The organism is Streptomyces sp. DSM 118878 (genome assembly GCF_052936595.1).
This window is the reverse complement of the sequence record NZ_CP193622.1, coordinates 1042439-1067851: the sequence shown is the minus strand read 5'-3', so window position 1 is coordinate 1067851 and position 25413 is coordinate 1042439. Positions and strand designations below refer to the sequence as shown.

General features: G+C 70.6%; 19 protein-coding genes and 1 pseudogene. 9 read left to right on the top strand and 11 right to left on the bottom strand.

From position 1 onward, the window contains the following. The first annotated feature begins 81 nt into the window (after positions 1 to 81). Entirely contained in the window at positions 82 to 2853 is a 2772-nt protein-coding gene (locus tag ACRAKF_RS04360) for a helix-turn-helix transcriptional regulator (RefSeq protein WP_447035468.1), read from the top strand. Positions 2854 to 2987: 134 nt separating this feature from the next. Here ACRAKF_RS04360 and ACRAKF_RS04355 read toward each other — a convergent pair whose 3' ends face one another. Then, a complete protein-coding gene (locus ACRAKF_RS04355; protein ID WP_447041806.1) occupies positions 2988 to 5705 on the bottom strand; it encodes an AAA family ATPase in 2718 nt (905 codons plus the stop codon). Between the two features lie 325 nt (positions 5706 to 6030). On the opposite strand from ACRAKF_RS04355, the gene ACRAKF_RS04350 reads away from it, so the two are divergent. From ACRAKF_RS04350 to ACRAKF_RS04330, 5 genes and pseudogenes are all read left to right on the top strand, one after another. Then, on the top strand, positions 6031 to 8844 hold the full coding sequence (locus ACRAKF_RS04350; RefSeq protein ID WP_447035467.1) for a helix-turn-helix transcriptional regulator: 2814 nt from the start codon (positions 6031 to 6033) through the stop codon (positions 8842 to 8844). Between the two features lie 82 nt (positions 8845 to 8926). Next, a pseudogene (locus ACRAKF_RS04345) lies at positions 8927 to 9306 on the top strand (MFS transporter); the annotation flags it as partial. A gap of 547 nt (positions 9307 to 9853) precedes the next feature. Continuing rightward, positions 9854 to 10714 (top strand): hypothetical protein, encoded by an 861-nt coding sequence (locus ACRAKF_RS04340; protein ID WP_447035466.1) that lies wholly within the window; start codon positions 9854 to 9856, stop codon positions 10712 to 10714. A 258-nt stretch (positions 10715 to 10972) separates the two neighbouring features. Further along, complete coding sequence (locus tag ACRAKF_RS04335; RefSeq protein ID WP_447041805.1) at positions 10973 to 11728, top strand: (5-formylfuran-3-yl)methyl phosphate synthase; 756 nt, start codon at positions 10973 to 10975, stop codon at positions 11726 to 11728. 8 nt (positions 11729 to 11736) lie between these two features. Further along, entirely contained in the window at positions 11737 to 12558 is an 822-nt protein-coding gene (locus ACRAKF_RS04330; protein ID WP_447035465.1) for an aldehyde dehydrogenase family protein, read from the top strand. Here the strand turns inward: ACRAKF_RS04330 and ACRAKF_RS04325 are convergent. Further along, positions 12542 to 12667 (bottom strand): aldehyde dehydrogenase family protein, encoded by a 126-nt coding sequence (locus ACRAKF_RS04325; RefSeq protein WP_447041804.1) that lies wholly within the window; start codon positions 12665 to 12667, stop codon positions 12542 to 12544. The two genes, ACRAKF_RS04330 and ACRAKF_RS04325, sit on opposite strands and share 17 nt — an antisense overlap. Here ACRAKF_RS04325 and ACRAKF_RS04320 point away from each other — a divergent pair. From ACRAKF_RS04320 to ACRAKF_RS04310, 3 genes are read left to right on the top strand one after another with little or no spacing between them, the layout of a single operon-like run. Then, the gene (locus ACRAKF_RS04320; RefSeq protein ID WP_447041802.1) at positions 12615 to 12977 is read left to right on the top strand and encodes an aldehyde dehydrogenase family protein; all 363 of its coding nucleotides are present in this window, start codon (positions 12615 to 12617) and stop codon (positions 12975 to 12977) included. The genes ACRAKF_RS04325 and ACRAKF_RS04320 overlap by 53 nt on opposite strands. A gap of 2 nt (positions 12978 to 12979) precedes the next feature. Further along, entirely contained in the window at positions 12980 to 14170 is a 1191-nt protein-coding gene (locus tag ACRAKF_RS04315) for an NAD(P)-dependent alcohol dehydrogenase (RefSeq protein ID WP_447035464.1), read from the top strand. Beyond that, positions 14167 to 15072, top strand: coding sequence for a class I SAM-dependent methyltransferase (locus ACRAKF_RS04310; RefSeq protein ID WP_447035463.1), 906 nt, complete (start codon positions 14167 to 14169; stop codon positions 15070 to 15072). The genes ACRAKF_RS04315 and ACRAKF_RS04310 overlap by 4 nt, the downstream gene beginning before the upstream one ends. A 256-nt stretch (positions 15073 to 15328) precedes the next feature. On the opposite strand, the gene ACRAKF_RS04305 is transcribed toward ACRAKF_RS04310, so the two are convergent. The 9 genes from ACRAKF_RS04305 to ACRAKF_RS04265 all read right to left on the bottom strand — a co-directional run bounded on the left by ACRAKF_RS04305 (position 15329) and on the right by ACRAKF_RS04265 (position 25396). After that, positions 15329 to 15859 carry an EF-hand domain-containing protein gene (locus ACRAKF_RS04305; protein WP_447035462.1) on the bottom strand — a complete coding sequence of 177 codons (531 nt, stop codon included), beginning with the start codon at positions 15857 to 15859 and terminating at the stop codon, positions 15329 to 15331. 587 nt (positions 15860 to 16446) lie between these two features. Further along, on the bottom strand, positions 16447 to 17652 hold the full coding sequence (locus ACRAKF_RS04300) for a bifunctional class I SAM-dependent methyltransferase/NUDIX hydrolase (protein ID WP_447035461.1): 1206 nt from the start codon (positions 17650 to 17652) through the stop codon (positions 16447 to 16449). A gap of 455 nt (positions 17653 to 18107) precedes the next feature. After that, positions 18108 to 19580, bottom strand: coding sequence for an NUDIX domain-containing protein (locus ACRAKF_RS04295; RefSeq protein ID WP_447035460.1), 1473 nt, complete (start codon positions 19578 to 19580; stop codon positions 18108 to 18110). A 56-nt stretch (positions 19581 to 19636) separates the two neighbouring features. Further along, on the bottom strand, positions 19637 to 20074 hold the full coding sequence (locus ACRAKF_RS04290; protein WP_447035459.1) for an NUDIX domain-containing protein: 438 nt from the start codon (positions 20072 to 20074) through the stop codon (positions 19637 to 19639). Then, positions 20074 to 20772 carry an NUDIX domain-containing protein gene (locus tag ACRAKF_RS04285; RefSeq protein ID WP_447035458.1) on the bottom strand — a complete coding sequence of 233 codons (699 nt, stop codon included), beginning with the start codon at positions 20770 to 20772 and terminating at the stop codon, positions 20074 to 20076. The genes ACRAKF_RS04290 and ACRAKF_RS04285 overlap by 1 nt, the downstream gene beginning before the upstream one ends. Next, positions 20769 to 22766, bottom strand: coding sequence for an ABC transporter ATP-binding protein (locus ACRAKF_RS04280; RefSeq protein WP_447035457.1), 1998 nt, complete (start codon positions 22764 to 22766; stop codon positions 20769 to 20771). Before ACRAKF_RS04280 ends, ACRAKF_RS04285 begins: the two co-directional genes overlap by 4 nt. After that, on the bottom strand, positions 22763 to 23230 hold the full coding sequence (locus ACRAKF_RS04275; RefSeq protein WP_447035456.1) for an NUDIX domain-containing protein: 468 nt from the start codon (positions 23228 to 23230) through the stop codon (positions 22763 to 22765). Before ACRAKF_RS04275 ends, ACRAKF_RS04280 begins: the two co-directional genes overlap by 4 nt. Positions 23231 to 23749: 519 nt before the next feature. After that, on the bottom strand, positions 23750 to 24895 hold the full coding sequence (locus tag ACRAKF_RS04270; protein ID WP_447035455.1) for a hypothetical protein: 1146 nt from the start codon (positions 24893 to 24895) through the stop codon (positions 23750 to 23752). Positions 24896 to 24913: 18 nt separating this feature from the next. Further along, on the bottom strand, positions 24914 to 25396 hold the full coding sequence (locus ACRAKF_RS04265; protein ID WP_447035453.1) for a DUF6082 family protein: 483 nt from the start codon (positions 25394 to 25396) through the stop codon (positions 24914 to 24916). Positions 25397 to 25413 lie beyond the last annotated feature (17 nt).

Below are 25413 nucleotides of genomic sequence, written 5' to 3'. Positions count from 1 at the left end.
CCCTTCGGTCAGTGCAAGCGGTTGCCGAGAGGGCCGTGCGCACAGTGAACGCCAAGGTATCGTGGCGGCCGGGAGGCGGTCATGGTGAGGGGCGGAACGTGGGCCGGGCTCATCGGGCGGCGGGGCGAATGCCAGGTCCTCGACGATCTGCTCGCACAGGCCAAGGCCGGGCGGAGCGGGGTTTTGGTGGTGCGTGGCGAGGCGGGCATCGGCAAGACCGAGCTACTGAACCACCTTCTCGACCGGGCCACCGGATGCCGGGTCGTCAGGGCGGCAGGTGTGCAGTCCGAGATGGAGCTTGCCTACGCCGGGCTGCATCAGCTCTGCGCCCCCTTGCTCTCCCACCTCGATGACCTCCCTGAGCCCCAGCGAAACGCGCTGGGCACAGCGTTTGGTCTGCGGGCCGGTGACACGCCCGACCGGTTCCTGGTCAGCCTGGCCACCCTGAGCCTGCTCGCTGAAGCAGTCGGTGACGAGCCGTTGATCTGCCTGGTCGACGACGCCCAGTGGCTGGACCGTGTGTCCTCGCAGACCCTGCAGTTCGTCGCGCGCCGGCTGCTCGCCGAATCGGTCGTGCTGGTCCTGGCAGTCCGCGAGTCCGGCACCCGCGAGATCCTCGCCGACCTGCCGGAACTCCTTGTGCGCGGACTGGAGGAGCACGAGTCCCGCAGACTCCTCGACTCGGTCGCCGCCGGACCGCTGGACGCGAGCGTGCGGGATCGGGTTGTCGCCGAGGCACACGGCAATCCGTTGGCCCTGCTCGAACTGCCGCGGGGTCTGACCGCCGTCGAGATGACGGGTGGCCTCGACGGCCTGACACCCCGGCCGCTGTCCAGTCAGATCGAGGCGGGTTTCCTCCGCCGCATCCAGTCGCTCCCGGCCCAGACGCGGCAGTTGCTACTCATCGCCGCCATTGAGCCGGTCGGCGACGTCTCCCTGCTGCGGAGAGCCGCCGAGCGCCTGGGCATCTCCGTGGACACTGCCGTCACCCATGCCGAGGCGTCCGGCCTGATCACGTTCGGCACCTGGGTGCGCTTTCGCCACCCGCTGGTCCGCTCCGCGGTGTATCGCGCCGTCGGCTTCCGGGAGCGCCGGCGCGTGCACGCGGCCCTGGCCGACTCGATTGACGCGAGTCTCCATCCCGAACGCCGTGTCTGGCACCTCGCGAGCGCGACGACGGGGCCCGACGAGGCCGTCGCCGCCGAGCTGGAGGGAACCGCCGGCCGGACCTACGCCCGCGGCGGCATCGCGGCAGCGGCGACCTTCCTGCACCGGGCCACCGAACTGACACCGGACCCCATACGCCGTGGGGACAGGGCCCTGGCCGCGGCGCGGGCCAAATACCAGGCGGGCGCCTTCGACGTCGCGCGGTCACTGGTCGACGCGGCGGAACTGAGCCCGTTCGACGAGGCCGATGCGGCACGGGCGACTCTGCTGCGGGGACAGATCATGTCCGCCGCCAAGAGCGCCAGTACCGGACTGCCGTACCTGCTCGAAGCGGCCAGGCGGCTCCAGCCGTTCGACCCCCGGCTGGCCCTCCAGACGTACCGGGACGCCGCCCACGCGGCCCTGACAGCGGGCCGGCTTGCCACGGGCGGCGTCCGCGATGTCGCCGAGGCCATACTGAGTGCGCCGGGTCACGTCCCCACGGCGAGCCGTGAGGAACTGTTGCTGACCGGCCTGGCACGGGTGATCACCGAGGACTACTCCGTGGGTGCGCCGCTCCTCCTGGAGGCCGTGGCGGCCTACCGGACGGAAGAACTTACCCGGGAGGACGGCCTTGGATGGCTCCCGCTGGTGTGCCGTATGGCACACAACACTTGGGACTTCGCTTCCTGGTCCGAGCTCTCGTTACGGCTGGTCGACCTCGCCCGCGGCAGCGGAGCACTGGCCGTACTGCCCTCGGCACTCCTCCTGCGCCTGTCGAACCGGGTGTTCGCCGGGGACCTGCGCGGGGCCGACTCCCTCGCCGTGGAAGCGAGCGCGATCGCCGAAGCCACCGGCAGCAGCTTCTTCGCGCATTACGGGGCACTCGTCGTGGAGCCCTTCAAGGGACATGAGTCCTCGACCCGGCAGGCGATCGAAGCCGTCACGCAGGACCGTCTCCTCCAGGGTGAGGGCAAGGTGACGACGGCCACCCAGTGGGCGGCGGCGGTCCTCCACAACGGCCTCGGCCGGTACGAGGAGGCCTACGCCGCCGCCCAGCGCGGCTGCGAGAACCCGCAGGAACTCGGACTGTCCCTCCCGTCCCGGGTGGAGCTCGTCGAAGCGGCCGTACGACTGGGGCACACCGCGCATGCGGCCGAGGCCGCGCGGACGATCGAGGAGATGGCCCGGGCCGTACGCACCCCCTGGGCCCTGGGCATCTCCGCCGCCACCCGCGCCCTGGTGAGCGAGGGGCCGGCCGCCGACACCCTGCACCAGCAGGCGATCGAGCAGCTCGACGCGGCGGGGACCCGCATGGACAGCGCCCGCGCCCGGCTCCGCTACGGCGAGTGGCTCCGACCCGGACAACGACGCGACGACGCTCGTGTCCAACTGAACGAGGCGTACGAGATGCTCAGCGAAGCCGGGGCCGAGGCGTTCGCGGATCGCGCGCGGAGGGAGTTGCAGGCCGCCGGAACGACCGTACGCAAACGCGCCTCGGCGACCCCGGCGGCCCTCACCGCGAAGGAGGCCGAGATCGCGCGGCTCGCGCAGGAGGGGTTCACCAATCCTGAGATCGCCGCCCGGCTGTTCCTCAGCCCGCACACGGTCGAATGGCACCTGCACAAGGTGTTCGCGAAGCTCGGTGTCTCTTCCCGCAAGGAGATCGGCTCGGTCGCGCCGGACTCCGTCACGCCCAGTTCCTGACTGGCCATCAGGCGACGGATTCCTCCGGCTCCGTCAGCAGCGTGGGCACGGTGATGATCGTGAGGTGGCGGGGGAGGTGGAACTCGTCCCCTCCGCACAGACCGAGCGGCGTCGGCACCTGTGACACACGCCGTTCACAGCACTGTGCGCAGGAGCCTCCGCGAAGTGATGCCGAGCTTGACGTACACCTTCCGCAGATGCCATTCCACGGTGTGCGGGCTGAGGAACAACTGCGCGCCGATCTCGGAGTTGGTGAGCCCGTCCCTGGCCAGCTGCGCGATCTGCGTCTCCTGGGCGGTGAGCCTCGACGCGGCGTCGGTGCCATGGCGGGCCACGGTCGCACCAGTGGCCCGCAACTCGCGTACCACACGCTCGGCGAACGCACTCGCCCCGAACCGTGTGAACAGTGTGTGCGCCTCACGCAACTGCTCCCTGGCGTCGACGCGACGGCCCTGCCGGCGCAGCCACTCCCCGTACAGCAGACGCGCCCGGGCCAACTCCGCCGCGATCCGGGTGCGTCCGAGTCGTTCGATCGCCTCCTGGTACAGCGGCTCGGCCGTGTCACCCTGGGCGAGCAACGCCCGGGAGCGGGCCTGAATGCCCAACGCCCAGTTCGTCGCGGCGGCGCCGGTGGCCCGGATCAACCGGTCCAGCGCCTCCTCGGCCGCGTCATGGCGACCGCTGCGCACCGCGGCCTCCACCAGTTCGGCCAGTCCCAGGTTGGCCGTGACCAGATCGTGCGGATGCGCGCATGCCTGCCGGGCCGAGTCGAAGGCCTCCTCGTACCGGCCCATACCGTTGTGGAGCACGGCTTCGGCCCGGTGGGCGATGGACACACCGATGCCCTCACCGCGGTTCACGGCGTCCCGGATGCCGGTCTCGATCAGCGGCAGCGCTTCGCGCGCGAGTCCCCGCCATGCGGCGAGCGTCATCGCGCCGTATGGTGCGAAGCTGCTGCCCGCCGCTTCCTGGACCCGGGCGATCTCCGCGATCAGCAACGCCGCCGCATCCAGATCACCCTCGCACGAGTGGATGACGACCCGTGAGTTGAGCGCGAGTGGTAGCTCGGTCAGCGCGCCGACGGCGCGGGCCGTCCGCACGTGGCGGTCCACCAGCTCCGTCCACGCCTCGTCGTCCCACATCTCGGCCGCCAGCGTTGAGACCAACCACGACCAGCGCAGCACCTCCTCCGGGTCGGTTTCCCGGCGAAACGCGCGCACCGCCTCGCGCGCGGCGGGCACCGCGTCGCCATACCCGGCGGTGAACCTGGTGGCCAGGGCGGCCAGCAGCAGATCGGCATTACGCAGTGGCCCCGTGGCCGACTCCGAAGTCCGCTGTGCCGCCGCCGCCACCTCACGGGTGTCCGCGCCGGAGGCGAGGCGCCCCGCGAACATTCCTGCCGACAAGGCGTCCAGGAAGGTCTCCCGCGCCAGACCGGCATCTAGGGACACCAGGCGCTGCGCGGTGGCAAGCAGTAGGGGGAGCGCCTCGTCGACGCGACTGGAGGCGAAGGCGATCTGGGCCTGGAGCAGCTCCGCGCGGGCGCGGCCGTGCTCGTCCAGGCCCACGCTGCGGGCCAGAGCCAGCAGATCACGTGCCGCGGCGGGCGCACCGACGCGGAGTTTCGCGTGGGCCGCGGCGAGAGCACGCGCCGCCTTGCGCCGCGTGTCGGGTGTGAGAACGGCAGCGTGGGCGAGGAACGCGGCCGCTGCGGCGATGCCGCCTCTGGCCAGCGCCCGCCCGGCCGACGTCTCCAGCTCACCGGCAATCGCCTCGTCCGGCCGCACCGTCGCCCGCGCCAGGTGCCACGCCCGTCGGTCGGGGTCGAGGACGCGATCGGTCACCTCCGCCAGGACACGGTGGGTCTCCCGGAGCTCCGCGAGCCCGGCCGCCCGGTAGACGGCAGAGCGCAGGAGCGGGTGCCTGAAACGCACGAGAGTCCCGACGGCGAGCAGCCCCGCCATCACCGCCGGGCCGTCCGCGCCAGGTCCGATGCCCAGCCGTTCGGCGGCCCGCCGGAGCAGCGTCACGTCACCGATCGGCTCGGCGGCGGCAAGCAGCAGCAGCCGACGCGTGTCCTCCGGCAGCGACTGCACCCGCGCGAGGTAGCTCCGCTCGATGCGGCCGGTCACCGGTCCGGGACCGGGCCGGCCCAGACCGTCGGCCGATGCCGCGTCAAGCCGGCCGTGGGGGAGTTCCAGCAGCGCGAGGGGGTTGCCGCGGGCCTCGGCGAGGACCCGGTCGCGGATCCGCTCGTCCATCGGGCCGTCGGCCGCCATAGCCAGTAGCGCCCGCGCGTCGGTGGAGTCGAGGCCGTCGACCGTCAGCTCGGGCAGACCAGCGAACTCGTCGCGTCCCCGCTGCTCGCGGGAGGCGAAGACCAGTGCCAGGGGTTCGGCGAGCATCCGCCGCGCCACGAACGCCAGGGTCTGCGCGGACACCCGGTCGAGCCACTGTGCGTCGTCCACAAGGACGAACAACGGTCGCTCGGCGGCCACATCGGTCAGTAGCCCGAGTACGGCCAGACCGACCAGGAACCTGTCCGGAGGCGGTCCCGCGCTCATCCCGAACGCCGTGGCCAACGCGTCCTTCTGCGGTGGCGGGAGGGAGCCGGCCCGGTCGAGGAACGGGGCGCACAGCTGGTGCAGACCCGCGAAGGGAAGTTCCATCTCCGACTCGGCACCCGCTCCACGAGCGACGCGGTACTCCGCGACGCGCCCGGCCAGGTGATCCAGCAGAGCGGACTTCCCGATCCCGGCAACACCGCGCAGGACCAGTACGGCGCTGCGCTTGGCCTCCACCTCCGCAACCAGTGCTTCGAGTGCGTCACGCTCACGGCGCCGGCCACGCAGAGGCCGCGGCCCGTCCCCCCTGCTCACCCTGCCCCCCGCACACGGCGAGCATAACAACCGCGCACGCGGGGCCCGGCCGGGGCGCCGACGGGTCGGCCTCGTCCCGCACGGCACCGGCGCACCCACCAGAACCTCCTGGTGCACCGACAGGGCGGGTCCGGACAGCAGCCCTTTCTGTGACAACTTCGGAGGAAGATTTGGCGTGTACTCCATCACGCCGCTCGGACCCAAGGTGTCGGCCCGGCCCGGGTATGGTTGACGGCATCGTTCCGACAATGGTGCGGGAGCCCGACTTCCCCGGATCTTCCCCGAGGAGCTGCGTCGCATGATCGTCAGCCCGGTTCCCGACCTGGTCGGTCGGCAGCATGAGTGCGGGGCGCTCGACGACCTGCTGACAGGTCTCCGCGAAGGCGGGCCCCGTGCCCTGGTGATCCGTGGCGAGGCCGGCATCGGGAAGTCGGTGCTTTTGGATTACGTGGCCGCCCAGGCGTCCCCGGTGAAGGTGACCTGGGCGCACGGGATCGAGGCCGACATGGAGCTGCCCTACGCGAGCCTGCACCAACTGTGTACACCGTTCCTGGACCAGCTCGACGGACTGCCGGAACCTCAACGCGATGCGCTGCGCGTGGCGTTCGGGACGGCGGCCGGGGACCCGCCCGACCGCTTCCTGGTCGGCCTCGCCGTACTCACCCTGCTCACCCGTGCCTCGGAGACTCGGCCTGTTCTCGTTCTGGTGGATGACGCGCAGTGGCTGGACCAAGTGTCCCTGCAGACATTGGAGTTCGTGGCCCGTCGACTGCTCGCCGAGGCGGTCGCCATGGTGTTCGCGGTCCGTGACCCTGAGGGACGGACCGCGCTGGGAGGCCTGCCGACTCTGCGGCTCGACGGTCTGGACACCGCCGCCGCCGGCGAACTGCTCGAAGCCACCGTCGGGGGACGGCTGGAGAAGCGGGTCCGGGACCGGTTCGTGGCCGAGATGCACGGCAACCCGCTCGCCCTTCTCGAATTCTCTCGCGGCCGCAGCGCCGCCGAACTGGCGTACGGCCTCGACGCGTCGAGTTTCCCCAGTGTCCAGGCGCCGGTGGCCAGCCGGGTCGAACGGGACTTCGCCAGCCGCCTCGACGCGCTGCCGGCGGGCACCCGGACATTGCTGCTGATCGCGGCGGCGGAACCGGTCGGTGACGCCCGACTGCTGGTCCGCGCGGCCGCTGCACTCAAGATTGTCATTGATGCCTCACCGGCCAGGGCGGCCGGTCTGATCGAGTTGGGTGAGTCCGTCCGCTTCCGGCACCCGCTGGTCCGGTCCGCCGTCTACCACGGAGCCGAGCCCGAAGAGCGCCGGGCGGTGCACCGGGCGCTCGCCGAGGCGACGGACTCGGTCATGGACCCCGACCGGCGCGCCTGGCACGCGGCGCAGGCCGCCGACGGGCCGGACGAGAAGGTCGCCGCGGGTCTGGCACGCGCCGCCGACCGCGCGCGGCAGCGCGGTGGCATCGCCGCCGAGGCCGTACTGCTGGAGCGCGCGGCCGAGGTGACACCGGACCCGCGGCCACGGGGCCGCCGAGCCCTCGCAGCCGCAGAGGCGCATTTCTCGGCCGCTGCGCCCGACCGGGCCACGGAGCTCGCGACGGTGGCCGAACTGTGCCCCCTGAGCGGCCTGGACCGCGCCCGACTGGCGCGTCTGCGGGCCAGGATCCTGTTCGCCCGCAGCCGCAGCGACGAGGCGGCACCGCTGCTCCTGGAGGCTGCCGCGCAGTTCACCGCCGCCGGGTCCCCACTGGCCCGGGAGACGTACCTGGAAGCCATCAGTGCGACCATTTTCGCGGGCCGGGTACACGGTCCGACAGGTGCCCGCGCCATCGCCATTGCGGCCCGCGCGTCCGGAGCACCCCCCTCGGGTTCGAAGTCAGCCGACCTCCTCCTCGACGGAGTGGCCGCCGTCCTGGCGGACGGCTACGAGACCGGTGTCCCGGTACTGCGCGGTGCACTTGAGTCGCTCACCCATGAGGAACTCGGCACCCGGGAGGCGACCGTACGCTGGCTGCTGCTCGCCCCGGTCGCGCTGGAGGCGTTCATCCACTACGCCTGGGACCTGCACGCGTGGGACGCGCTGTCCAGCCGCGCGGTGCGGCTGGCCCGCGACATCGGCGCGCTCGGCGCGCTGCCACCGGCCCTCGTCTACCTCGGTGGGGTCCACATCCACCACGGCGATTTCGCCGAGGCCGACCGGATGATCGACGAAGCCGACGCGCTCGCCGCCGCGACCGGCCACGCCCCGCACCAGTACGCCACCCTCGTACTGGCCGCCTGGCGGGGCGAAGCGGACGTCGCCACCCCCATCATCGAGGAAGCCAGGCGACAGGCCGAACAACGGGGCGAGGTGTCCCTGCTGGGAGCCATGGGTTATATCCAGGGCGTGTTGTTCAACGGCCTGGCACGTTACGAGGAGGCACTGAAGGCCGCACGCACAGGCATCGAGCACGACGGGTTCAACTTCACCGGCCTGTCGCTGGTCGAACACATCGAGGCCGCCACGCGGTGCGGTGAGCTGGAACAGGCCCGCGCCTCGCTCGCCCGGCTGCTCGAACTCACACGCGCTGCGGATTCCGGCTGGGCCCATGGCGCCGCCGCCCGCAGCCAGGCCCTGCTCACCGAAGGCGACGAGGCTGACCGTCTGTACCTGACCGCGATCGAGGAGTTCGGCCGCGGCGGTGTGATTGTGGAGGTGGCGCGCACCCACCTGTTGTACGGCGAGTGGCTGCGCCGCGGCCATCGCCGTTCACTGGCCCGGGAACACCTGCGCACGGCCCACGAGATGTTCGACGGCATGCGGGCGCACGCCTTCGCCGAGCGGGCCGGCCGTGAACTGCTCGTCACAGGCGAGCACGCCCGAGTACGGGAGAACAAGCCGGCGAGCGTCCTCACCCCCCAGGAGTCGCAGGTCGCGACACTCGCCGCCAACGGCATGACGAACGCGCGGATCGGCGCGGAGCTGTTCATCAGCCCGCACACCGTGGAGTGGCATCTGCGCAAGGTATACACGAAGCTCGGGATCAACTCCCGCCGCGGGCTGACCGGTGCCCTGGCGAGCACCTCGGTCACCGAGGTCCACGGCGAGGACACGCTGCGCACCGGCTGAGTACCCAGGACCTCAGGGTCCCTACGCGGCCACGCTTTCGACCACGGACAGCAGAAACACGGTGAAGGGGCCTGTGTTCGACGGTCCCGTGATCGCGATGATCTTCGTGGACCGGGTCGGCCGCAGGCCGCTCGCCATCATTGGCTCGGTTGGCATGGTCGTCGGCCTGGCGCTGGAGGCCCGGGCGTTCTCTGCCCACCTTGTCGACGGCAAACTGCCTGCCACGCAGGGCTGGGTGGCCTTGATTGCCGCCCACGTCTTCGTCCTCTTCTTCGCCCTGTCGTGGGGTGTCATTGTCTGGGTCATGCTCGGCGAGATGTTCCCGAACCGGATCCGCGCCGCCGCGACTGGAACCTCTCCGCGTCCTACGCGATCCACACGGTATTCGCCGCGCTCTCGATCCCGTTCGTCCTGAGGTTCGCCAAGGAGACGAAGGGCAAGGCACTGGTGGAAATGGGCTGACCGACCCCCGAGTTCGGGGGCCGTCTATGCCCGTCGTAAGTAGTCCTCGGCGATCGGATCAATGCCGTCCTGCTGGCTCTGGCTGTCCTGGCGGACTGGGACGCTTCGGCCCTTACAGCTATTGACCCAAAGAACACGTTTTCCCGCACATCTGCGTCCACCCGGCATCCTCCGTCGCCCGTTCCAGGGCGCCTCATCCAAGAAGCGGCACGACCATGCGCGCATGCGCCCACATCGGCGTCAACGGCCTCGCGGTCATGGGCCGCAACCTGGCCCGCAACGGCTACGCGGTCACCGTCCACAACCGCACCCCCGCCCTCAGCCGTGGTGCTCGAGCGGGCGATGGCGGGGACCGAGGTGTTCTACCGCCTCCTGCACCAGTTCGGAGCCCTCGGAGAGGATGCCCCGCGGAATCTGCGCGAGATCCGCTACCTGGGACAACGGACCCCGGAGGAACTGATCGACCGCTACGGTCTGCGCTGCCGTACTGTCCGTGACCTGCTGGTGGACTATTTCTGTGAACGTCAGCCCGGGCTGGTACAACAGTTTGAAGTCCCTCTCTTACCACCTGGGCAAACGCTTCTGGCAGGACATCGAGCACCATCATCCCGACGTCGACAGCCTCCGCCTCGCCCCGGACGTCATCGGGCAGTGGAAGCAGAGGGTCCGCACCAAGGACAAGACCGTCACCACCCCCGATGGCCGCCGCACAAGCACCAAGGTCGAGAGGCTCGACCACCGGGACACGCTCACCCAGGTGCGGGCCTTCTACCTCGATATCGCCCAGTGGGCCCTGGAAGACCCCGGCCGCTGGGGCCCGTGGGTGGCACCGAGCCCGGTGAGAGCTGACGAGTTGGAGCACCGCAAAGTACAACGACGGCGCAAGGCCAGGATGGACGCCCGCAGCCGCGAGCGACTGCCGGTCCTGCCCATCCTCGTCCGCTCGGTCGACCAGCGCCGCAGGGACGCAGCCGCGGTACTGGAAGCAGCCCGCCATGCCGGCCCCGGCGAGGTATTCACCGCTACCGGTCAGCAACTCGTACGCGCCGTGGTTCCTCACGGAACGGCCGGCCGGATCTGGGCCGAGGACCCACACACCGGAAAACGCCGCGATCTGGGACTCGAGGACGAGCGCGCTTTCTGGACCTGGGCCGTGGCCGAGGTCCTGCGGGCCACCGGCATCCGCATCGAGGAGTTGCTGGAACTCAGCCACCACAGCCTGATCCAATACCGGCTGCCCACGACCGGTGAACTCGTCCCCCTTCTGCAGATCGTTCCGTCCAAGACGGACACCGAGCGGCCCCTGGCGACGTCGGTACGGGTGAGTATCCGGTGCGGCGGCGCTGCCGCCGAGGACCTGGAGTGGTCGTCGGTCCCGCACGGACCGCTACGGACGGCCCGGCCGTGACGGACCTTCCTCTGACCCAAGAGCAGAAGCACTACTCGGGCACGTACTGGTCCTCGACTCTGCGCGACCACGTTGCCAGAGAGACCGGTTCATCCCGGTATGCACGGCGCACTACAGGTGGGGGTGAGCACCCCAGGTAACCCTGTGCGCCCTACCTATGGCCACAGGTAACGGAAATGATGAGCGCACCGCACATGAACCAGGCGATCCGCACCCCTGTCCCTCGGCCAGGTGGACATGCGGCGGAAGGAGCTCATGGTGTTGCTTCTCATCTCCCCGGACAGTGTCGAGGAAGCCCTCGACTGTGCGAAAGCGGCGGAGCACCTCGACATCGTCGATGTCAAGAAGCCAGACGAGGGCTCGCTCGGCGCCAACTTCCCGTGGGTCATCAGGGAGATCCGCGACGCGGTACCGGCAGACAAGCCGGTGTCCGCCACCGTGGGTGACGTCCCGTACAAGCCCGGCACGGTGGCGCAGGCCGCGCTCGGCGCGGTCGTCTCCGGCGCCACGTACATCAAGGTCGGCCTCTACGGATGCACGACGCCCGATCAGGGCATCGAGGTCATGCGCGCGGTGGTCCGGGCGGTGAAGGACCATCGCTCCGACGCGCTCGTCGTCGCCTCCGGCTACGCCGACGCCCACCGCATCGGCTGCGTCAACCCGCTCGCCGTGCCCGACATCGCCGCCCGCTCAGGTGCCGACGCGGCCATGCTCGACACCGCCATCAAGGACGGGACCCGGCTGTTCGACCACGTTCCTCCGGACGTCTGTGCCGAGTTCGTCCGGCGGGCCCACACCTCCGGTCTACTCGCGGCCCTCGCGGGCAGTGTCACGCAGGCCGACCTCGGTCCGCTGACCCGCATGGGCACGGACATCGTGGGCGTGCGGGGAGCGGTCTGCGAGGGCGGTGACCGCAACGCCGGACGGATTCAGCCGCATCTGGTGGCCGCTTTCCGGGCGGAGATGGACCGGCAGGCTGGGGAGCACGGCGTCAGTGTCCCCGCCGAGAACTGACCGCCGGCATGCCGACGCCTGAGGCCGGTAGCCTCCCCGAAGGCCGGGCCGTACGTTTCTCCGTCGTCGACCCGGCCACCGGGGAGACCTTTGACGAGACCCCCGACCAGCAGCCGGGTGAGTTGGACGGCGTGACCGCCCGCGCTGAGCGAGCATGGCGTGGCTGGCGCGCCGACCCCGCGGCCCGCACCGCGGCGTTGCGGGGCGCGGCCGACGCCGTCGAGACGGCCGGCGACGACCTCGCCCGGTTGCTCGCCCGGGAACAGGGCAAGCCCTTGGCCGAGTCGTACGCGGAGGTCGCCCGTACTGCGGCCCGGCTGCGCTACTTCGCGGACCTGGCCCCCCGGACCCGCCGGATCGACGACAGCCGACCTGTGCGCAGCGAGATCCGCTGGCGTCCCCTGGGACCCGTGGCCGCGATCGTGCCGTGGAACTTTCCCCTCCAGCTCGCAGCGGCGAAGTTCGCGCCCGCGCTCGCGGCGGGTAACACCGTGGTCCTCAAACCGTCGCCGTTCACTCCGCTCGCCACCCGGATACTCGGTTCCGTCCTCGCCACCGTCCTGCCCGAGGACGTGCTGACCGTCGTCACCGGCCGCGAGCCCCTCGGTGCGCGCCTCGCGTCGCACCCGGGCATCCGTCACGTCACCTTCACCGGTTCGGTGCCCACCGGGCGGGCTGTCACCGCGGCGGCGGCGGGCTCGCTCGCCCGGGTCACCCTGGAGCTGGGTGGCAACGACGCCCCCGCCCGGCTCCACGCCGAGGTCGTCGAAGCCTTGGCTCAGCGCGCGAAGACCGTCGCCGTCGGACCCGGCCTCACGGGACGTCAGTGAGGACGGTGGGGGCGAAGAAGTATCCCGGCCCGTTCAGCCGGTGGCCGCCGGACGCCGTGCGGGCGCCGTCCGCCAGGGCCCGCTTCGTGAGCTGTTCGACCCGGGCCAGTTGCGAGGCGTTGTTGACCGGCCCCAGCCGGGTTTCGGGGCCCTACCGGAGCCTCGACGAAGCCGTCGACGCGGCCAACGGCACCGGCTTCGGGTTGGGCGGCTCCGTATGGGGCACCGATCTCGACCGGGCCGAGGCGGTGGCCGACCGGCTCGAATGCGGCACGGCCTGGATCAACCACCATGCCGAACTGTCCCTCGCCCAGCCCTTCGCAGGCGTCAAGGACAGCGGCGTCGGCGTCGCGGGCGGACCGTGGGGGCTCTACGGCAACCTCCGGCCGTTCGTCGTCCACCGCCCGCAGGAGGCGTGACGATGAGGTTCCAGGCGGCCGTACTGCGCTCGTACGATGACCCGTTCACGGTCGAGGAGGTGACCCTGCGGACGGAACTCGCCGCCGGCGAGATCCTGGTCGAGATCGCGGGCGCGGGGATGTGTCGGACCGATCTCGCGGTCCGGCGATCCGCCGGCCGCAGCCCGCTGCCGGCCGTCCTGGGCCACGAGGGCGCCGGGGTCGTGGTCCGGACGGGCAGTGGCCCTGACACCGCGGTCAACGCGGGTGACCACGTCGTGCTGAGCTTTGACTCCTGCGGACACTGTCACAACTGCCTCGGCGCGGCCCCCGCCTACTGCGACTCCTTCGCCTCCCTCAACCTCTTCGGAGGACGCGAGGAGGAAGTGCCGCGGCTCACCGATTCGACCGGGAAGGCGCTGGCCCCTCGTTGGTTCGGCCAGTCCTCGTTCGCCGAGTACGCGCTCGTCCCGGCCCGCAACGCAGTCCGGGTCGACCCCGCACTGCCGCTCGAACTGCTCGGGCCCCTCGGCTGCGGCTTCCTCACCGGTGCCGGAGCCGTACTGAACACCTTCGGCGCGGGCCCCGGCGACACCCTGACGGTCCTCGGCACCGGAGCCGTGGGCCTGGCCGCGGTGATGGCGGCCACCGCCGCCGGCGTACTGACCGTGGCCGTCGACCGGCATCCGAAACGGCTCGCCCTGGCCGAACGGTTCGGCGCGATCCCACTGCCCGCCGCCACGGCCGGCCTGTCCGAACGGATCCGGCGGCTGACCGACGGTGGCGCACAGTACGCCCTGGACACCACCGCCTCGGCCCCGCTCATCAACGACGCGCTCCAAGCACTGCGCCCCACCGGCAGCCTTGGCCTGGTGGCACGCCTCCACACCGCGCTGCCGCTCGAACCGGGCACCCTCGACCGAGGCCGCAGCATCCGCCACATCTGCGAAGGGGACGCCGTACCCGGGCTGCTGATACCCCGGCTGGCCGGGCTGTGGCGGGCCGGCCGCTTCCCCTTCGACCAGCTGATCCGCACCTACCCGCTGGCCGACATCAACGAGGCCGAACGCGACTGCGACGCGGGCCGCGTGGTCAAACCCGTCCTGCTCCCAGAGCGAACAAGCCGGCCAACGCGGCATCCCACACCGCAGACCCACCCCGTCCCAAGAGCAGACACCCCGCACTCCTCACTCCCGCCAACGGAGGACACATGACCGGCCCGGCGCCGCAGCAGACAGACCTGGACGGCGTGGACGGAGGTGTGGGCCTGACCGCCCTCCTGGTCGCCGCGGCACGGGCGATCGAGACCCACCGCCACGACAGCCTGGCCCAGGACGCCTATGCGGAACACTTTGTACGCGCCGCCCCGGCATGCACCCGCTGGCCGGTACGCATCGAGCAGGTCCCGGACGGGGACGACAACCCGCTGTGGGGGCGCTTCGCCCGCTACTTCGGCCTGCGGACCAGGGTCCTCGACGACTTCCTCCTCCAGTCGGCCCGGACGAACGCCCGCCAAGTAGTCCTGCTGGGCGCCGGGCTGGACACGCGTGCCTTCCGGCTGGACTGGCCGTCCGACCTGGTGGTCTTCGAGATCGACCGGGCGGGCGTGCTGGCCTTCAAGCAGCAGGTGCTCACCGGTCTGTCGGCCGCCCCGAAGGTGAAGCGCGTCCCCGTACCGGTCGACCTGCGCGCAAACTGGGTCACCGCGCTGACCACCGCCGGCTTCGACCCGGCCATGCCGAGCGTCTGGCTGGCCGAAGGACTCCTCTTCTACCTGCCGGGCCCCGCCGAGACGTACCTCATCGACACGGTGGACAGGCTGACCACCGGAGGCAGCGCTCTGGCCTTCGAAGCCAAACTGGAGAAGGACCTGCTGGCGTACCGCGACAGCCCGATCTACACGGCGACGCGAGAACAGATCGGCATCGACCTGCTCCACCTCTTCGACACGGGACCACGACCCGACTCCGCGGGCGACCTGACGGCCAAGGGCTGGTCCACCTCGATGCACACGCCCTTCGAATTCACCCACCGGCACGGACGAGGCCCCGTCCCTGAGGCGAACGACGCGCTGGAGGGAAACCGGTGGGTGTTCGCACACAAACCCCGGCCATGACGTCCGCAGCGCTCACGACGACGTCCGAACAAGGCCCGGCATCCCGTACCGGGCCGGGGGCTCGCCGGGATCAGGAACGACCACCCGAGCACAGGATTTGAGGGCGGGGCCCTGCCGCAGGCCCCGTCCAGTAGGACGCACCCGGGCCAAGGCGCGAGCTGGGGCGCGTCGTAACGGTCGCGGCCCGCGCCCGGGACGGCGAGTGGGTTCTATGATCACGAGCGACAGCGTCCGGGACAGTCGCTCACGGGCGGCCTCAGGCCCGGGCAGCCACCAGCTCGTCGCCCGGGATCCCAGCCATGTCCGGAGCGTAGTAGTCCTCAATGCCGGCGGCCCACGTAGCCACAGTGATGCGGTCCTCGGCGTCCGGGCCGAAGGCGTCGAAGAGCGCGTGGATGTTCGCCTTCTCGAAGCCGATCGCCGTCATCAGCGATTCGAAAAGCGGGCGCTCGATCAGGCCGTCCTTGTCGGGGTCGCCGAGCGCGGCGAGCGCCTCGGCGAACTCGGCGATCGTGGGACCGAAGCGCTTGGGATCCAGCACGAACGGACGGAACTCCTCGACGGTGATCACACCGTCGCCGTTGGCGTCCAGTTCCGTGGCCAGCACCGTCCAGTAGCGGCGGAACGCGGCCCGGATAGCGGCCTTGGCGGCGTCGTCCGATGCGGCCGCCGCCTCCAGAACACGGCCCGTCATGAGGTCGAAGTCGTTAGAGTCGATGACTCCGTTGCCATTGGCGTCGAAGAGGGAGAAGACCAGTTCGACTCGCTTGGCGGCCTCGGCTCGCATGTGTGTCACCTGTCTTCTGCGGCCCGTCGATCCCGGGCCTGGCTCAATGAGTGCTCCTACGTAACCATGCCGCGGGACAGGCGTGCCGGTGAGACGGTCTCCGTTACCGGAAGGAGTGAGTCCGCCGTTAATCAGTTCGGGCGGGTCGGGCAGACACGTGCGATCCAGGCGAGGCTGCTCACCTCCAGCCGGCGGTTCTCCGGCTCGCCGGGCAGACCGCCCCGCCCGGACCGGAGCGCTGGCCACCGCGACATCCGTCACCCTGCTCCTGCTCGCCCTACGCCTCACCACCGGCGCGCACCCCGCGCCGCACCACCCGCCCAAGAAAAACGGGGAGTTCTTGAATGACCCGCTTCGTCGTCATCGGAGCAAGCCACACGGGCTCGGTCATCATCCGCGGCCTGCGCATCAACCTCCCCGGCCACCTGCTCACCGTCGTCGAACCCTCCGGCAGGCCCCACCCAGGACCTGCGGGACGAAGGCATCGATGTGGAACCCCGGGGGCCGTCCCTTTCCCATCGGCGGTGCCTGCTGGTCAGGACGATGCCAATGGACAGTCCGACGCGGAACCTACAGCGGGGACGGCTTCATGCACCTGCGCTTCCCGAGTCGGACGACGCCGTCGTACGGCGGACATAGAGGGTGAAGTGCGCCGGGGGGTGGTCGATGGGAAGGTCGGGGCGCCAGGCGGCCAGGATCTGGGCGCTGCACTCGAACAACCCGTCGGGTAGCTCGTCGAGCGGCCACCAGGCCCAGTCGCCGATGCTCTCGTCCGGCTGGGTGGCGGGTTCGCCGTGCCAGGCGGTGACGAGGGCGCCCACGGTGACACGTACGACGTCGCCGACGTGATCGACGAGGGTGCCCAGGAGGGTGACGTTCTCGGGACGCGCGGAGATGCCGGTCTCTTCGGCCAGCTCGCGCACGACCGTCTGTTCCAGGGATTCGCCGGCCTCGACGGATCCGCCGGGCAGCTCGAGAGTGCCGCGTTGGTGGCGGCCCAGGAGCAGACCGCGGTCGCCGAGGACGATGGCGCCCACCCCGATCGCCGCGTGCGGGACGGGCGGGCGCCGTGTGCGGGGACGGCTGGTGATCTGCATGGATAGGACAGTTCTGCGCCGGGCCTGGATGAGCTGGCAGATCACGGGGTTGTCCGGCTCGGGCGCACGGAGCTGGGTGATGGCCTCCACCGTGAATCCATAGTCCGTCAGGAGGTCTTCCCACACCTGTGCGGTCAGCACCCAGGTCTGCAGCGGCAGCGGATCCATGCCCTTGAGGCCGACCGTCTCCGCGCGCGGGACCACGGCGGCGGAGGGACCGTGGCCGTGCCAGTTGGTGTGCAGCGCGGAGAAGACGAGAGGGGAGCCGGGGAGCAGTCCGGCGCGCAGCGCGGGCAGCGCGATGTGCGGGTCGATTCCGGCGAGTGTGCAGATGCCGTACGCCGCGTCGTACGGCTGAGCCTTCTGAAGGTGCTCGATCACGTCGGCATGCAGGAACTGGACGCCTGGTACGTCGCCGAAGTGTCCGGTGGCGCGCAGGTGTTGGGTGGGCGAGAGTTCGACCGCATCGACGAGTGCGCCGTGGGCCTGGGCGAGGTGGACGGCGTAGTGTCCGGCTCCGGAGCCGATGTCCAGTACCCGCTTTCCTGCGAGGGGGCCGAGCACCTCGTCGCCGGGGCCGACATCCTCCCAGAAGCCCCATCGCAGCTGTGCGGGTACGGGCGGCATGTAGGACCGGTCGAGCTGAAACTGGCCGTAGGCAGTCCAGGTCTCGGGGTTGGGGGTCTCGATGGGCACGATGCCTCCGGGGTGGTCGTGCTGGGTCAGGTGCGCGTGGTGAGGTAGGCCGGGCCTTCGCTGCGCCGGGCTAGTTCGATGGCCGAGGCAGGCGAAGGCGCGTGGCGCCAGCAGTTCTTGCCAGGTCGCGAGGTCGTGGACGGCCCACATGTCGTGCGAGGCGGGATCGAGGCGGATCCGGCTGAGCTGGTCGGTGGTCAGTCGGCCTCAGTGCTTCGCGGGCGATCCTGCCGAGCAGGGCGATGTTGGCGCCGCCCGTGGTGTCGTGCTCGCGCAGCACATTTCGCCGGATCACGTCCTGGCTCACGATCGCGACACCGCGGCCGTAGTGATCTCGCAGGCCCTGGACCACGCTCGACTTGCCCGACGCCGAGTTGCCGCGGATCACTACGAGGCGGGTGTCGGGGCGTCCGGCCGCTGTCGCAGCGGGTACGCGGCCTGGTGGGGTGCGTCGGTCATGCGGGCCAGCCCGTCTCGCTGTACAGCTCACCGTTCTGGATCTTCGCGATAACCAGCCGGGTGTAGGGAACGAGTGCGTCGGGAAGGGTGGCGGGGTCCCAGAATTTCCACTGGGTGCACTTGTCCGGCTCGCGCAGTTCCGGCTCGCCGCTCCAGGCGCGGGCGCGGAAAAACAGGCCCAAGCGGGGCGGGTTCCTGGGCTTGCCGATGTGGTGGACGACGTGGACGAGTTCGACGTCCTTGCGCTTGATGTGCAGGCCGGCTTCCTCGGCCGCCTCTCTGATCAGGCAGGCGATGGCGTTCTCCTGTTCGCAGTGGCCGGCCAGGACGTGCCAGGTGGACGGCGCGAACTCGGAGTCGGGGTGGCGCAGCCCGAGCAGCACCGTCCCGTCGGGCCGCTCCAGATAGAGGTGGACGCCGATGATGTTGGGGACCGTGCCGTGGGGTGAAGCCGGACTTTCCTCCTCGGGTTCGGGTCCGCTCTGTGTCGTCGGGTGGCTGGCAGCGTGGCGCCGTACGAGGTCGCTGGTGGTGTCGGCGATACGGAGGCGGTGGAGGTTGTCGGGGGTGAACCAGGCCAGCATCACCCCTTCCGTCAGGTGGAGGTCACGGGGATCGCCGTTCCAGCGGCCGGTGTAAATGGCGATGGGCACGGTCGCACCGGCGTCGTCGGAGGCGTACTCGGTGCCGAACGGGGTCAGGTCGGCGATGTCGAGGCCGGCTTCCTCGGTCAGTTCGCGCCGCACGGTGTGTTCCAGGGTTGCGTCCTGGGGCTCTCGGCCGCCGCCCAGCAGTGACCACATGCCCGGCTCCCAGATCTGGCCGGGGAAGTAGTCGCGCAGGTGGAGCAGGTACTCGCCGCGGTCGTTGTAGATCAGGGCGGAGGCATTGGCCCTCTCGTAGTCGCTCTCCGGCGGGAGCATGAGCAGCTTCTCGCGCAGCGAAGAAGAGGTCACCCGGTCCATGGGCCGCCACTCGATGCCGCCGACCTCTTCTTCCTGAAGCACCACCAGCGTCTCGTCCGCGGTGTGCAGGCGGAAGAGGAACCGGAGGTCGAAGTGCTGGTGGTCGGGTTCGCCTTTGCTTGGGCGGGCGTCGATGTCGTGGGTGTCGATGTCGAATGGCACCGTCTCGTAGCCGGGCCACGGCGTGACGGCCTGGGGCGGGATCCCGGTCTCCTCGTGCAGCTCGCGCAGGGCCGCTGCTGCCAGGGACTCATCAGAGGGCTCGGCGTGTCCGCCGGGGGCGAGGACTTTCCCGCTGGCCAGGTGCAGCACGTGCAGGACGCGGCCGAGCGGGTCAATGACGATTGCGCCGCAGGTGACGTGCCCGGTGAAGGTGGAGCGGCCGGCGATGTCGGTGGGACGGTCGAGGGCGTGAAGGAGGCCGTCGAGCTGCTCGCCCTCGTGAGGGTGGCGAGCGAGGTAGGCGGCAACGGTGGTGCGGATGTGGTCGTGCGACAACGGCATGGGGCTACCTCGGAGGGGCGTGGAGCGGGACGGATCGAGCCGGGTGGGCGTGCAGGTCAGGTCAGCCGCATTCCCTCTTCAGGGATCTCCTCGATGGCGGCGGCGCGAGCGGTTTGCAAGCCCCACCGCTCGCGTGCCGTCTCCGCTGCGAGCTGGGCTTGCCGCGCGCCGGGCGGGCCCCAGCCCAGCAGGGCGGCTGCCTGGGCGGGGGTGGCGAGCAGGCGGGCGAAGGGGCGGCCGGTGGCAGGGTCCACGGCCGCCGGTCCGATGGCGGTGACCCGGGCGGCCAGACGGAGCCGGGTGTTGGGCCCCACGCCGCCGTAGACCTCGCCGGTCTCATCAAGTACCCAGCCCAGTCGCGCCGGATCGGCCAGGGTGAGCTGGGCTTCCTCGGCGGCCTCGCGGTGCAGAGTGTCCTCGGGCGTCGCGTCGGTGCTCTCTACGGTGCCGCCGGGCAGCATCGGCAGCGCGCCCCGCGGGCCGGGATCGGCCATCAGGACGACCCGGCCGTCGGGGACGAAGCACCACGCCAGGCTTGCTGCACGGGCAGGTGCTCGGGGACGGGGCCGCGGTGGAGAGGGCTGTTCCACAGAGGCCGGTAGCGGACGTGGACGTCATGGCGGTCCAGCGCCGGGACGTCGAGGATGTACCGGCCGTCGGCCAGGTGAGCGGTGGCGGTGTTGCCGAGTCGGGCCCGGTAGGCGGCGAGCATGATCTGCCCGTCCACGGGGCGTAGCCGCTGCACCGCGTCCCGGGTCTCCAGGAAGGCGTACTCGGACAGCTCCTGGTGCGGCAGGCGGATCGCCTCCGCCTGGTCGGGGGTGAGGGTTCCCCCGTCGAAGACGAACCGGACCTCTCCGGGGCAGTGACTGTCGGGCTGAAGGTCAGGGTGGTGCGCGGAGAAGGAGTGGACGGCGAGTACGGCCGACAGGGGCAGATCCAGGCCCAGTTCTTCGGTGATCTCGCGCCTGCAGGTGATGTGCGGGTGTTCGCCGGGTTCGACGACGCCTCCGGGCAGCAGCCATGAGCCGTCCTCGCGGTAGGTGGGGTGCACGAGCAGGACCCGGCCGACCTCGTCGGTGATGATCGCGGCGGCGCCGAGCCACACCGCGTGCCGGGATGCGGCGTACTGCGCTGTCGGCAGAGTGGCACCCGGGGAGACGTGTTCCGAAGGGGGGATGGGAGAGGTCACGTATCTCTGCCTTCCGAGGCGGTGGGTGCAGCAGGGTTCGGGATGATCGCGGCCGGGGCGTACTGCGCGGCTTGGGCCTCGAACATGGCGGCGTACCGGCCGCGGGCGGCGATGAGTTCGTGGTGGGTGCCGTGCTCGGCGAGGTGGCCGTTGTTGAGGACGTAGATGTGGTCGGCGTGGCGGACGCCGGACATGCGGTGGGTGACCAGGACGACGGCCCGGTTCGGGGCGGCGAGGCGGCGGATGCGGTTGAAGGCTTCGATCTCGGCTTCGGGGTCGAGGGCGGAGGTCGGCTCGTCGACGATGAGGACGCCGTCCGCCGGTGATGTTGAGCTGCGCCAGTGGGTGCGGGACAGGCCGAGCTTCTGCCATTCGCCGCCGGACAGTTCGATGGCGCCGCGGAACATGCGGGCCAGCAGACTGCGCAGACCGTCGGGGAGCTTGGCGATGACGGGGCCGGCGACGGCGTAATCGACCGAAGCCGTGAGGTCCTCATCCGTCGCGGGATGGTCGGGGCGGCCGAGTTGGATGTTCATCGCGGCGGTCACGGGCCAGCGCTGGAAGTCCTGGGTGAGCAGCGAGACGCGCTGGAAGACCTGGGTGCGGTCGAGGCCGGTGAGGTCCGCCTCGCCCCAGCGCAGCGTGCCGCTCTCGGGCAGCAGCATGCCGGAAAGGACCTTCATCAGGGTGCTCTTGCCGGAACCGTTCTCACCCACCACCGCGGTGACCGATCCCATCGGCAGGGTCAGGGACACTCCGTCCAGGGCAGGCGCGTCCCGGTCGGGGTAGCGGTAGGTGACCTGGTCCAGGACGATCTTCTTGACGCGTTCGGGTACGGACGCCCCGCCGACGGGCAGCGTCCGCCGGTCAGCCTCGGCGAGGAAGCGGCCGTGGTCGCGGACATAGAGGCTCTCCTCGTGGAGCTGGTTGATGTTCATGACCAGTGCGCCCAGGCTCGCCGAGCCGGTGCGTACGGCGATGACGGCGGTCCCGGCGACGGCGAGACTCATGTGCCCGGCCATGATCAGCCAGAACATGGCTCCGTAGGTCGCGGCCATCGCCAGGCCCGACAGTGCGGAGGCCACCCATTCGGTGAGGGCTTTGCTGGAGGCGAGGCGTTCTTGCTCGGCTTCGGCGCTCTCGGCCATGCGCTCGTAGCGGCTGAGGAGGAAGGGGCCGACGGCGTGGAGGCGGACCTCCTGCGCGGCGGTGCGTTCGGTGAGCAGGTTGCCGATCAGGCGGCTGGCCCGTACGTGCTCGATCCAGCTCATCACCGACACGTACCGCTCCTGGGCCACGCGCATGGCGCCCCAGCCGCGTGGGGCAGCGATGAGGATCAGCATGGGCAGCAGCGCGGGGTGCAGTACGGCGAGGACACCGGCGGTGGTGATCAGGGAGATGAGACCGTTCAGCGCGGCGACGCAGGAGCCGATCATGCGGCGAGCGGAAGCGGGGCCCTGCTGGGCGACATCCACCAGGCGCCGGAAGTCGGGGTCGTCGATGGCTTCCAACTCGACTCTGGCCGCGGCGGCCAGGTACTGGGTGGTGGCGATCCGCTCCACCTTGGGCTCCAGCCGCCCGGCGCGGGAGGTGGACCAGGCGGCCAGGGCGGAGTTGACGACACCGATGACGGCGGCGGCCAGGAGACCGGGCAGCAGAGAGTGCAGCCGCTCTGGAGCGCTGCCGCTGCCGGCCGGCAGAGCGTGCATGACAGCGTTGACGGCGAGCAGGCCGGCGGCAGCGGCGATGCCCTGGCCGATCTCGCTGACCCCGACCGAAAGCAGGGCACGCCGGTTGGCCTGCCACGCCATGCGTAACGTGGAGCCGACGAGCGCGGGCATGGAGCGCAGCGCCGACAGCATGGTCAGGTCCAAGGCCGCGTGCTCGTGCTGGGACCAGCCCATGTCGTAGCGCAGGGGGCCGCCGAACAGCTCCTGTTCGGCGGCGGAGACCTGCGGGTCGGCCATGGTGACCGGGCCGAAGAACCTCTTCACCGGGCGCCTCCCGCAGGCCAGTTGGTGGCCCGGTAGGACGGGCCGTGGGTGAGCATGTGGAAGATCGTGGCGGTGTAGAGGTGGCAGTCCGGCGACGGTCTTTCGATGGACACCCAGAAGAGCCCTTCGTGCTTGTCCGGCTCGGCGTTGTACGGCTCGCCGCTCCAGGACTGGGCCACGAACACGGCGGTGATCCGGTCCAGGCCACGGTCGGGATCGTGGTGGTGGATCAGGCCGCAGAACTCCTGCCGGTCAGCGCTGACGAGGACCCCCACTTCCTCCTTGACCTCGCGCCGCGCGGCGTGATCGAGCGGCTCTCCGGCCTCCAGATGGCCGCCCACAACGGTGAGTTGACCCGGCGCGAGGTCGGCGTCAGGTTTGCGGCGCACGCACAGGGCGGCACCGTTGGGCCGCAGCAGGACCTGGGCGACGTCGGCGATCAGCAGGTGAGGCGCCTTGTTCACAGACGGCCCTCCTGCGACAGGCTTGCGACGGTGCGCCGGACCGGCGCGATCACGAGCGCGTCGCCGTGCCGGGGACCGTGGGTGAGCGTGCTCGCGTCGTCAGATGCGGCGGACGCTGCTACTGCCCGTTGCTCCGTCCCGGCCGGGCGGCCATAACTCTTGAGCAGGGCGGCTCTCAGTTCTCGGTTCGGCCGCGGAGGGGTAGGTGCGTGCGTCATGCCAGGCACCTCGTATCCGGTCGCGACCCACGGGCGGAAGGGGCGTTGCGGTTCGACGCGGAGTGCAGGGCGGTGCCCGAGGGAGCTGTGCCGTTTTCGAACGCGGGATGAACGAGCGCAGGGCGGCATACCGGATTCATGAGGGCTCCTTGGGGCGGGATGCGGACTGGTGAGCGGGTAACGGGCGCTTCCGTATCGCCGTAACGGGTGCAGGCGGGCGAAATCTAGAACGTCAGTTCGTATGGCGGTTCCTGGCCTTGAGTGGTCGTGTGCGGGGCTCCGTGATGCTGTGTTCGATCACTCATGTGGGTTGCGCTACCTCCTTCGGGGGATTGCCTGCTGCCGCCTTGTCGACCCGCAGAAGGCGTCTCAGCCAGTCTTCGCCGAGGGCGACGGCCTCGGTCAGGGACCGCTGGTGGTCCGCGGGCAGCGCGCCGGCACCGAGACCCGCGGCCCTGATCACCGAGCTGAGGGCAGACGCCCGATCAGCGCTGAGCGCAGCCCGAGTGGGCAGATGGTCCAGCACTTCACGCGCGGCATAGGCGTCAAGACGGGCCACGTCGGTCAGAGTCTCGCAGAGCGTGTCCGTATACGGCCCGTGGGCGCCGAGGTCCAAGGCGGCCAGACCCGCCCGGGTCTGGAACACGGCGGTGGACGGATCGGCATCGGCAAGGAGTGCGCGGGCCGCGCGCTGGGCCCGGTCGAGATCGGTCTGCGCAAGCGGTGGATGGCCGGGGTGGCAGTGGGCGCGCAGAAGCTCGGCGATGGCGCTCTCCCATGACTCCGTGGGCTGCGTGGCGTCGATCAAGTCGCGGACCTGGTCGTGCAGCCCCTGCTCCATCAGGGCCATGATCTTGATCTGGCGGCCGTCGAGGAGGCGGTTGCCGATGCCGCGGTGCTGGGCCATGGCCTCGGCCGCTTCGGTCCAGCGGCCGAGGCGGGCGAGGGCTCGGGCTCCGTCCACGAGCAGGATGACGTACAGCTCCTGGCACACCGTGCGGTGATCCTCATCCGTGCCGATGAGGGCGGACAGGTCGATGGTGCGGCCGTCGATGTCGGTCTTGTTGCGGTGCCGGGCAGCGTCGGTGAGGCAGAGCAACACGCTGTACGCCAACTCGCCCTGGCCTGCTCGGGTCAGCAGTCGGGAGAGGTTGACCAGCGGCATGAGGGACATCACGGCGATCGGTCCGCTCAGGCGCCCGGCCTCGGCGAAGACTTGGTGCTGGCGCCAGCACAGGGCCTCGGCCAGGCTGGGCAGGCCGACGTCGGAGGCGATCAGCGCGGCATAGTTGAGGACCCCACAGGTGCGGGCCGCCGAGTCGTGGTGGCTCGCACCTGCGGGCGCGACGGTCAGCCCGGTGAGGTGGTTGATGCGCTCGAGAAGCGGGAGCGCGGGCGCCTTGGTACGGCGGACCAGGGGGAGCCGGCTGGCTATCGCGGGCATCATCGGCTCAGCCCTTTCCCGTCAGACCGCTGCGGGCTGCGCTTGCGGGTGGTTCTTCGCTGCCTGGTCCAGCGCCCTGGTGAAGTGCTCGGCGCGCTTATCGCCCTCGGCCTCCTGGGCGCGGAAGCCGCCGAAGCGGTGCCAGTAACGGCGGCAGACGTCGCTGCCCATAATCGTCTCGGCGTAGAAGGGGAGTTGCCCCTCCCGCACGAAACCCAGCCTGTCGCGCAGGTCGATGATGCAGATGAGCTGGTTGGCCTTCAGCAACTGCAGGTACTCCTGGACTTCCACGTCCTCGGGAGCCCACAGCTTGGCGAGATCGAGGTCAGTGGACACCCGTGCGAGCCATTCGAACTGGTTGCGCGCGACGGCCGCCTCGTTCCGCTCCGCCTCGTTCCGCTCCGCCTGGTGCCGTGCCTCCTGCCGGAGACGGGCTGCTGCGAGTCCGGCGGTGGTGAGCGAGATGGCGGCGCCGGCGGCGAGAACAGCGGTGGTGAGCTTCATACGGCAGCGGTCCTTTC

What these genes read in the sequence shown, in the direction of transcription:
- ACRAKF_RS04360 (WP_447035468.1), top strand. Translation starts at nt 82, where the DNA reads ATGGTGAGGGGCGGAACGTGGGCCGGGCTCATCGGGCGGCGGGGCGAA.
- ACRAKF_RS04350 (WP_447035467.1), top strand. Translation starts at nt 6,031, where the DNA reads ATGATCGTCAGCCCGGTTCCCGACCTGGTCGGTCGGCAGCATGAGTGC.
- ACRAKF_RS04330 (WP_447035465.1), top strand. Translation starts at nt 11,737, where the DNA reads ATGCCGACGCCTGAGGCCGGTAGCCTCCCCGAAGGCCGGGCCGTACGT.
- ACRAKF_RS04315 (WP_447035464.1), top strand. Translation starts at nt 12,980, where the DNA reads ATGAGGTTCCAGGCGGCCGTACTGCGCTCGTACGATGACCCGTTCACG.
- ACRAKF_RS04310 (WP_447035463.1), top strand. Translation starts at nt 14,167, where the DNA reads ATGACCGGCCCGGCGCCGCAGCAGACAGACCTGGACGGCGTGGACGGA.
- ACRAKF_RS04305 (WP_447035462.1), bottom strand. Translation starts at nt 15,859, where the DNA reads ATGCGAGCCGAGGCCGCCAAGCGAGTCGAACTGGTCTTCTCCCTCTTC.
- ACRAKF_RS04295 (WP_447035460.1), bottom strand. Translation starts at nt 19,580, where the DNA reads ATGCCGTTGTCGCACGACCACATCCGCACCACCGTTGCCGCCTACCTC.
- ACRAKF_RS04290 (WP_447035459.1), bottom strand. Translation starts at nt 20,074, where the DNA reads ATGGCCGATCCCGGCCCGCGGGGCGCGCTGCCGATGCTGCCCGGCGGC.
- ACRAKF_RS04270 (WP_447035455.1), bottom strand. Translation starts at nt 24,895, where the DNA reads ATGATGCCCGCGATAGCCAGCCGGCTCCCCCTGGTCCGCCGTACCAAG.
- ACRAKF_RS04265 (WP_447035453.1), bottom strand. Translation starts at nt 25,396, where the DNA reads ATGAAGCTCACCACCGCTGTTCTCGCCGCCGGCGCCGCCATCTCGCTC.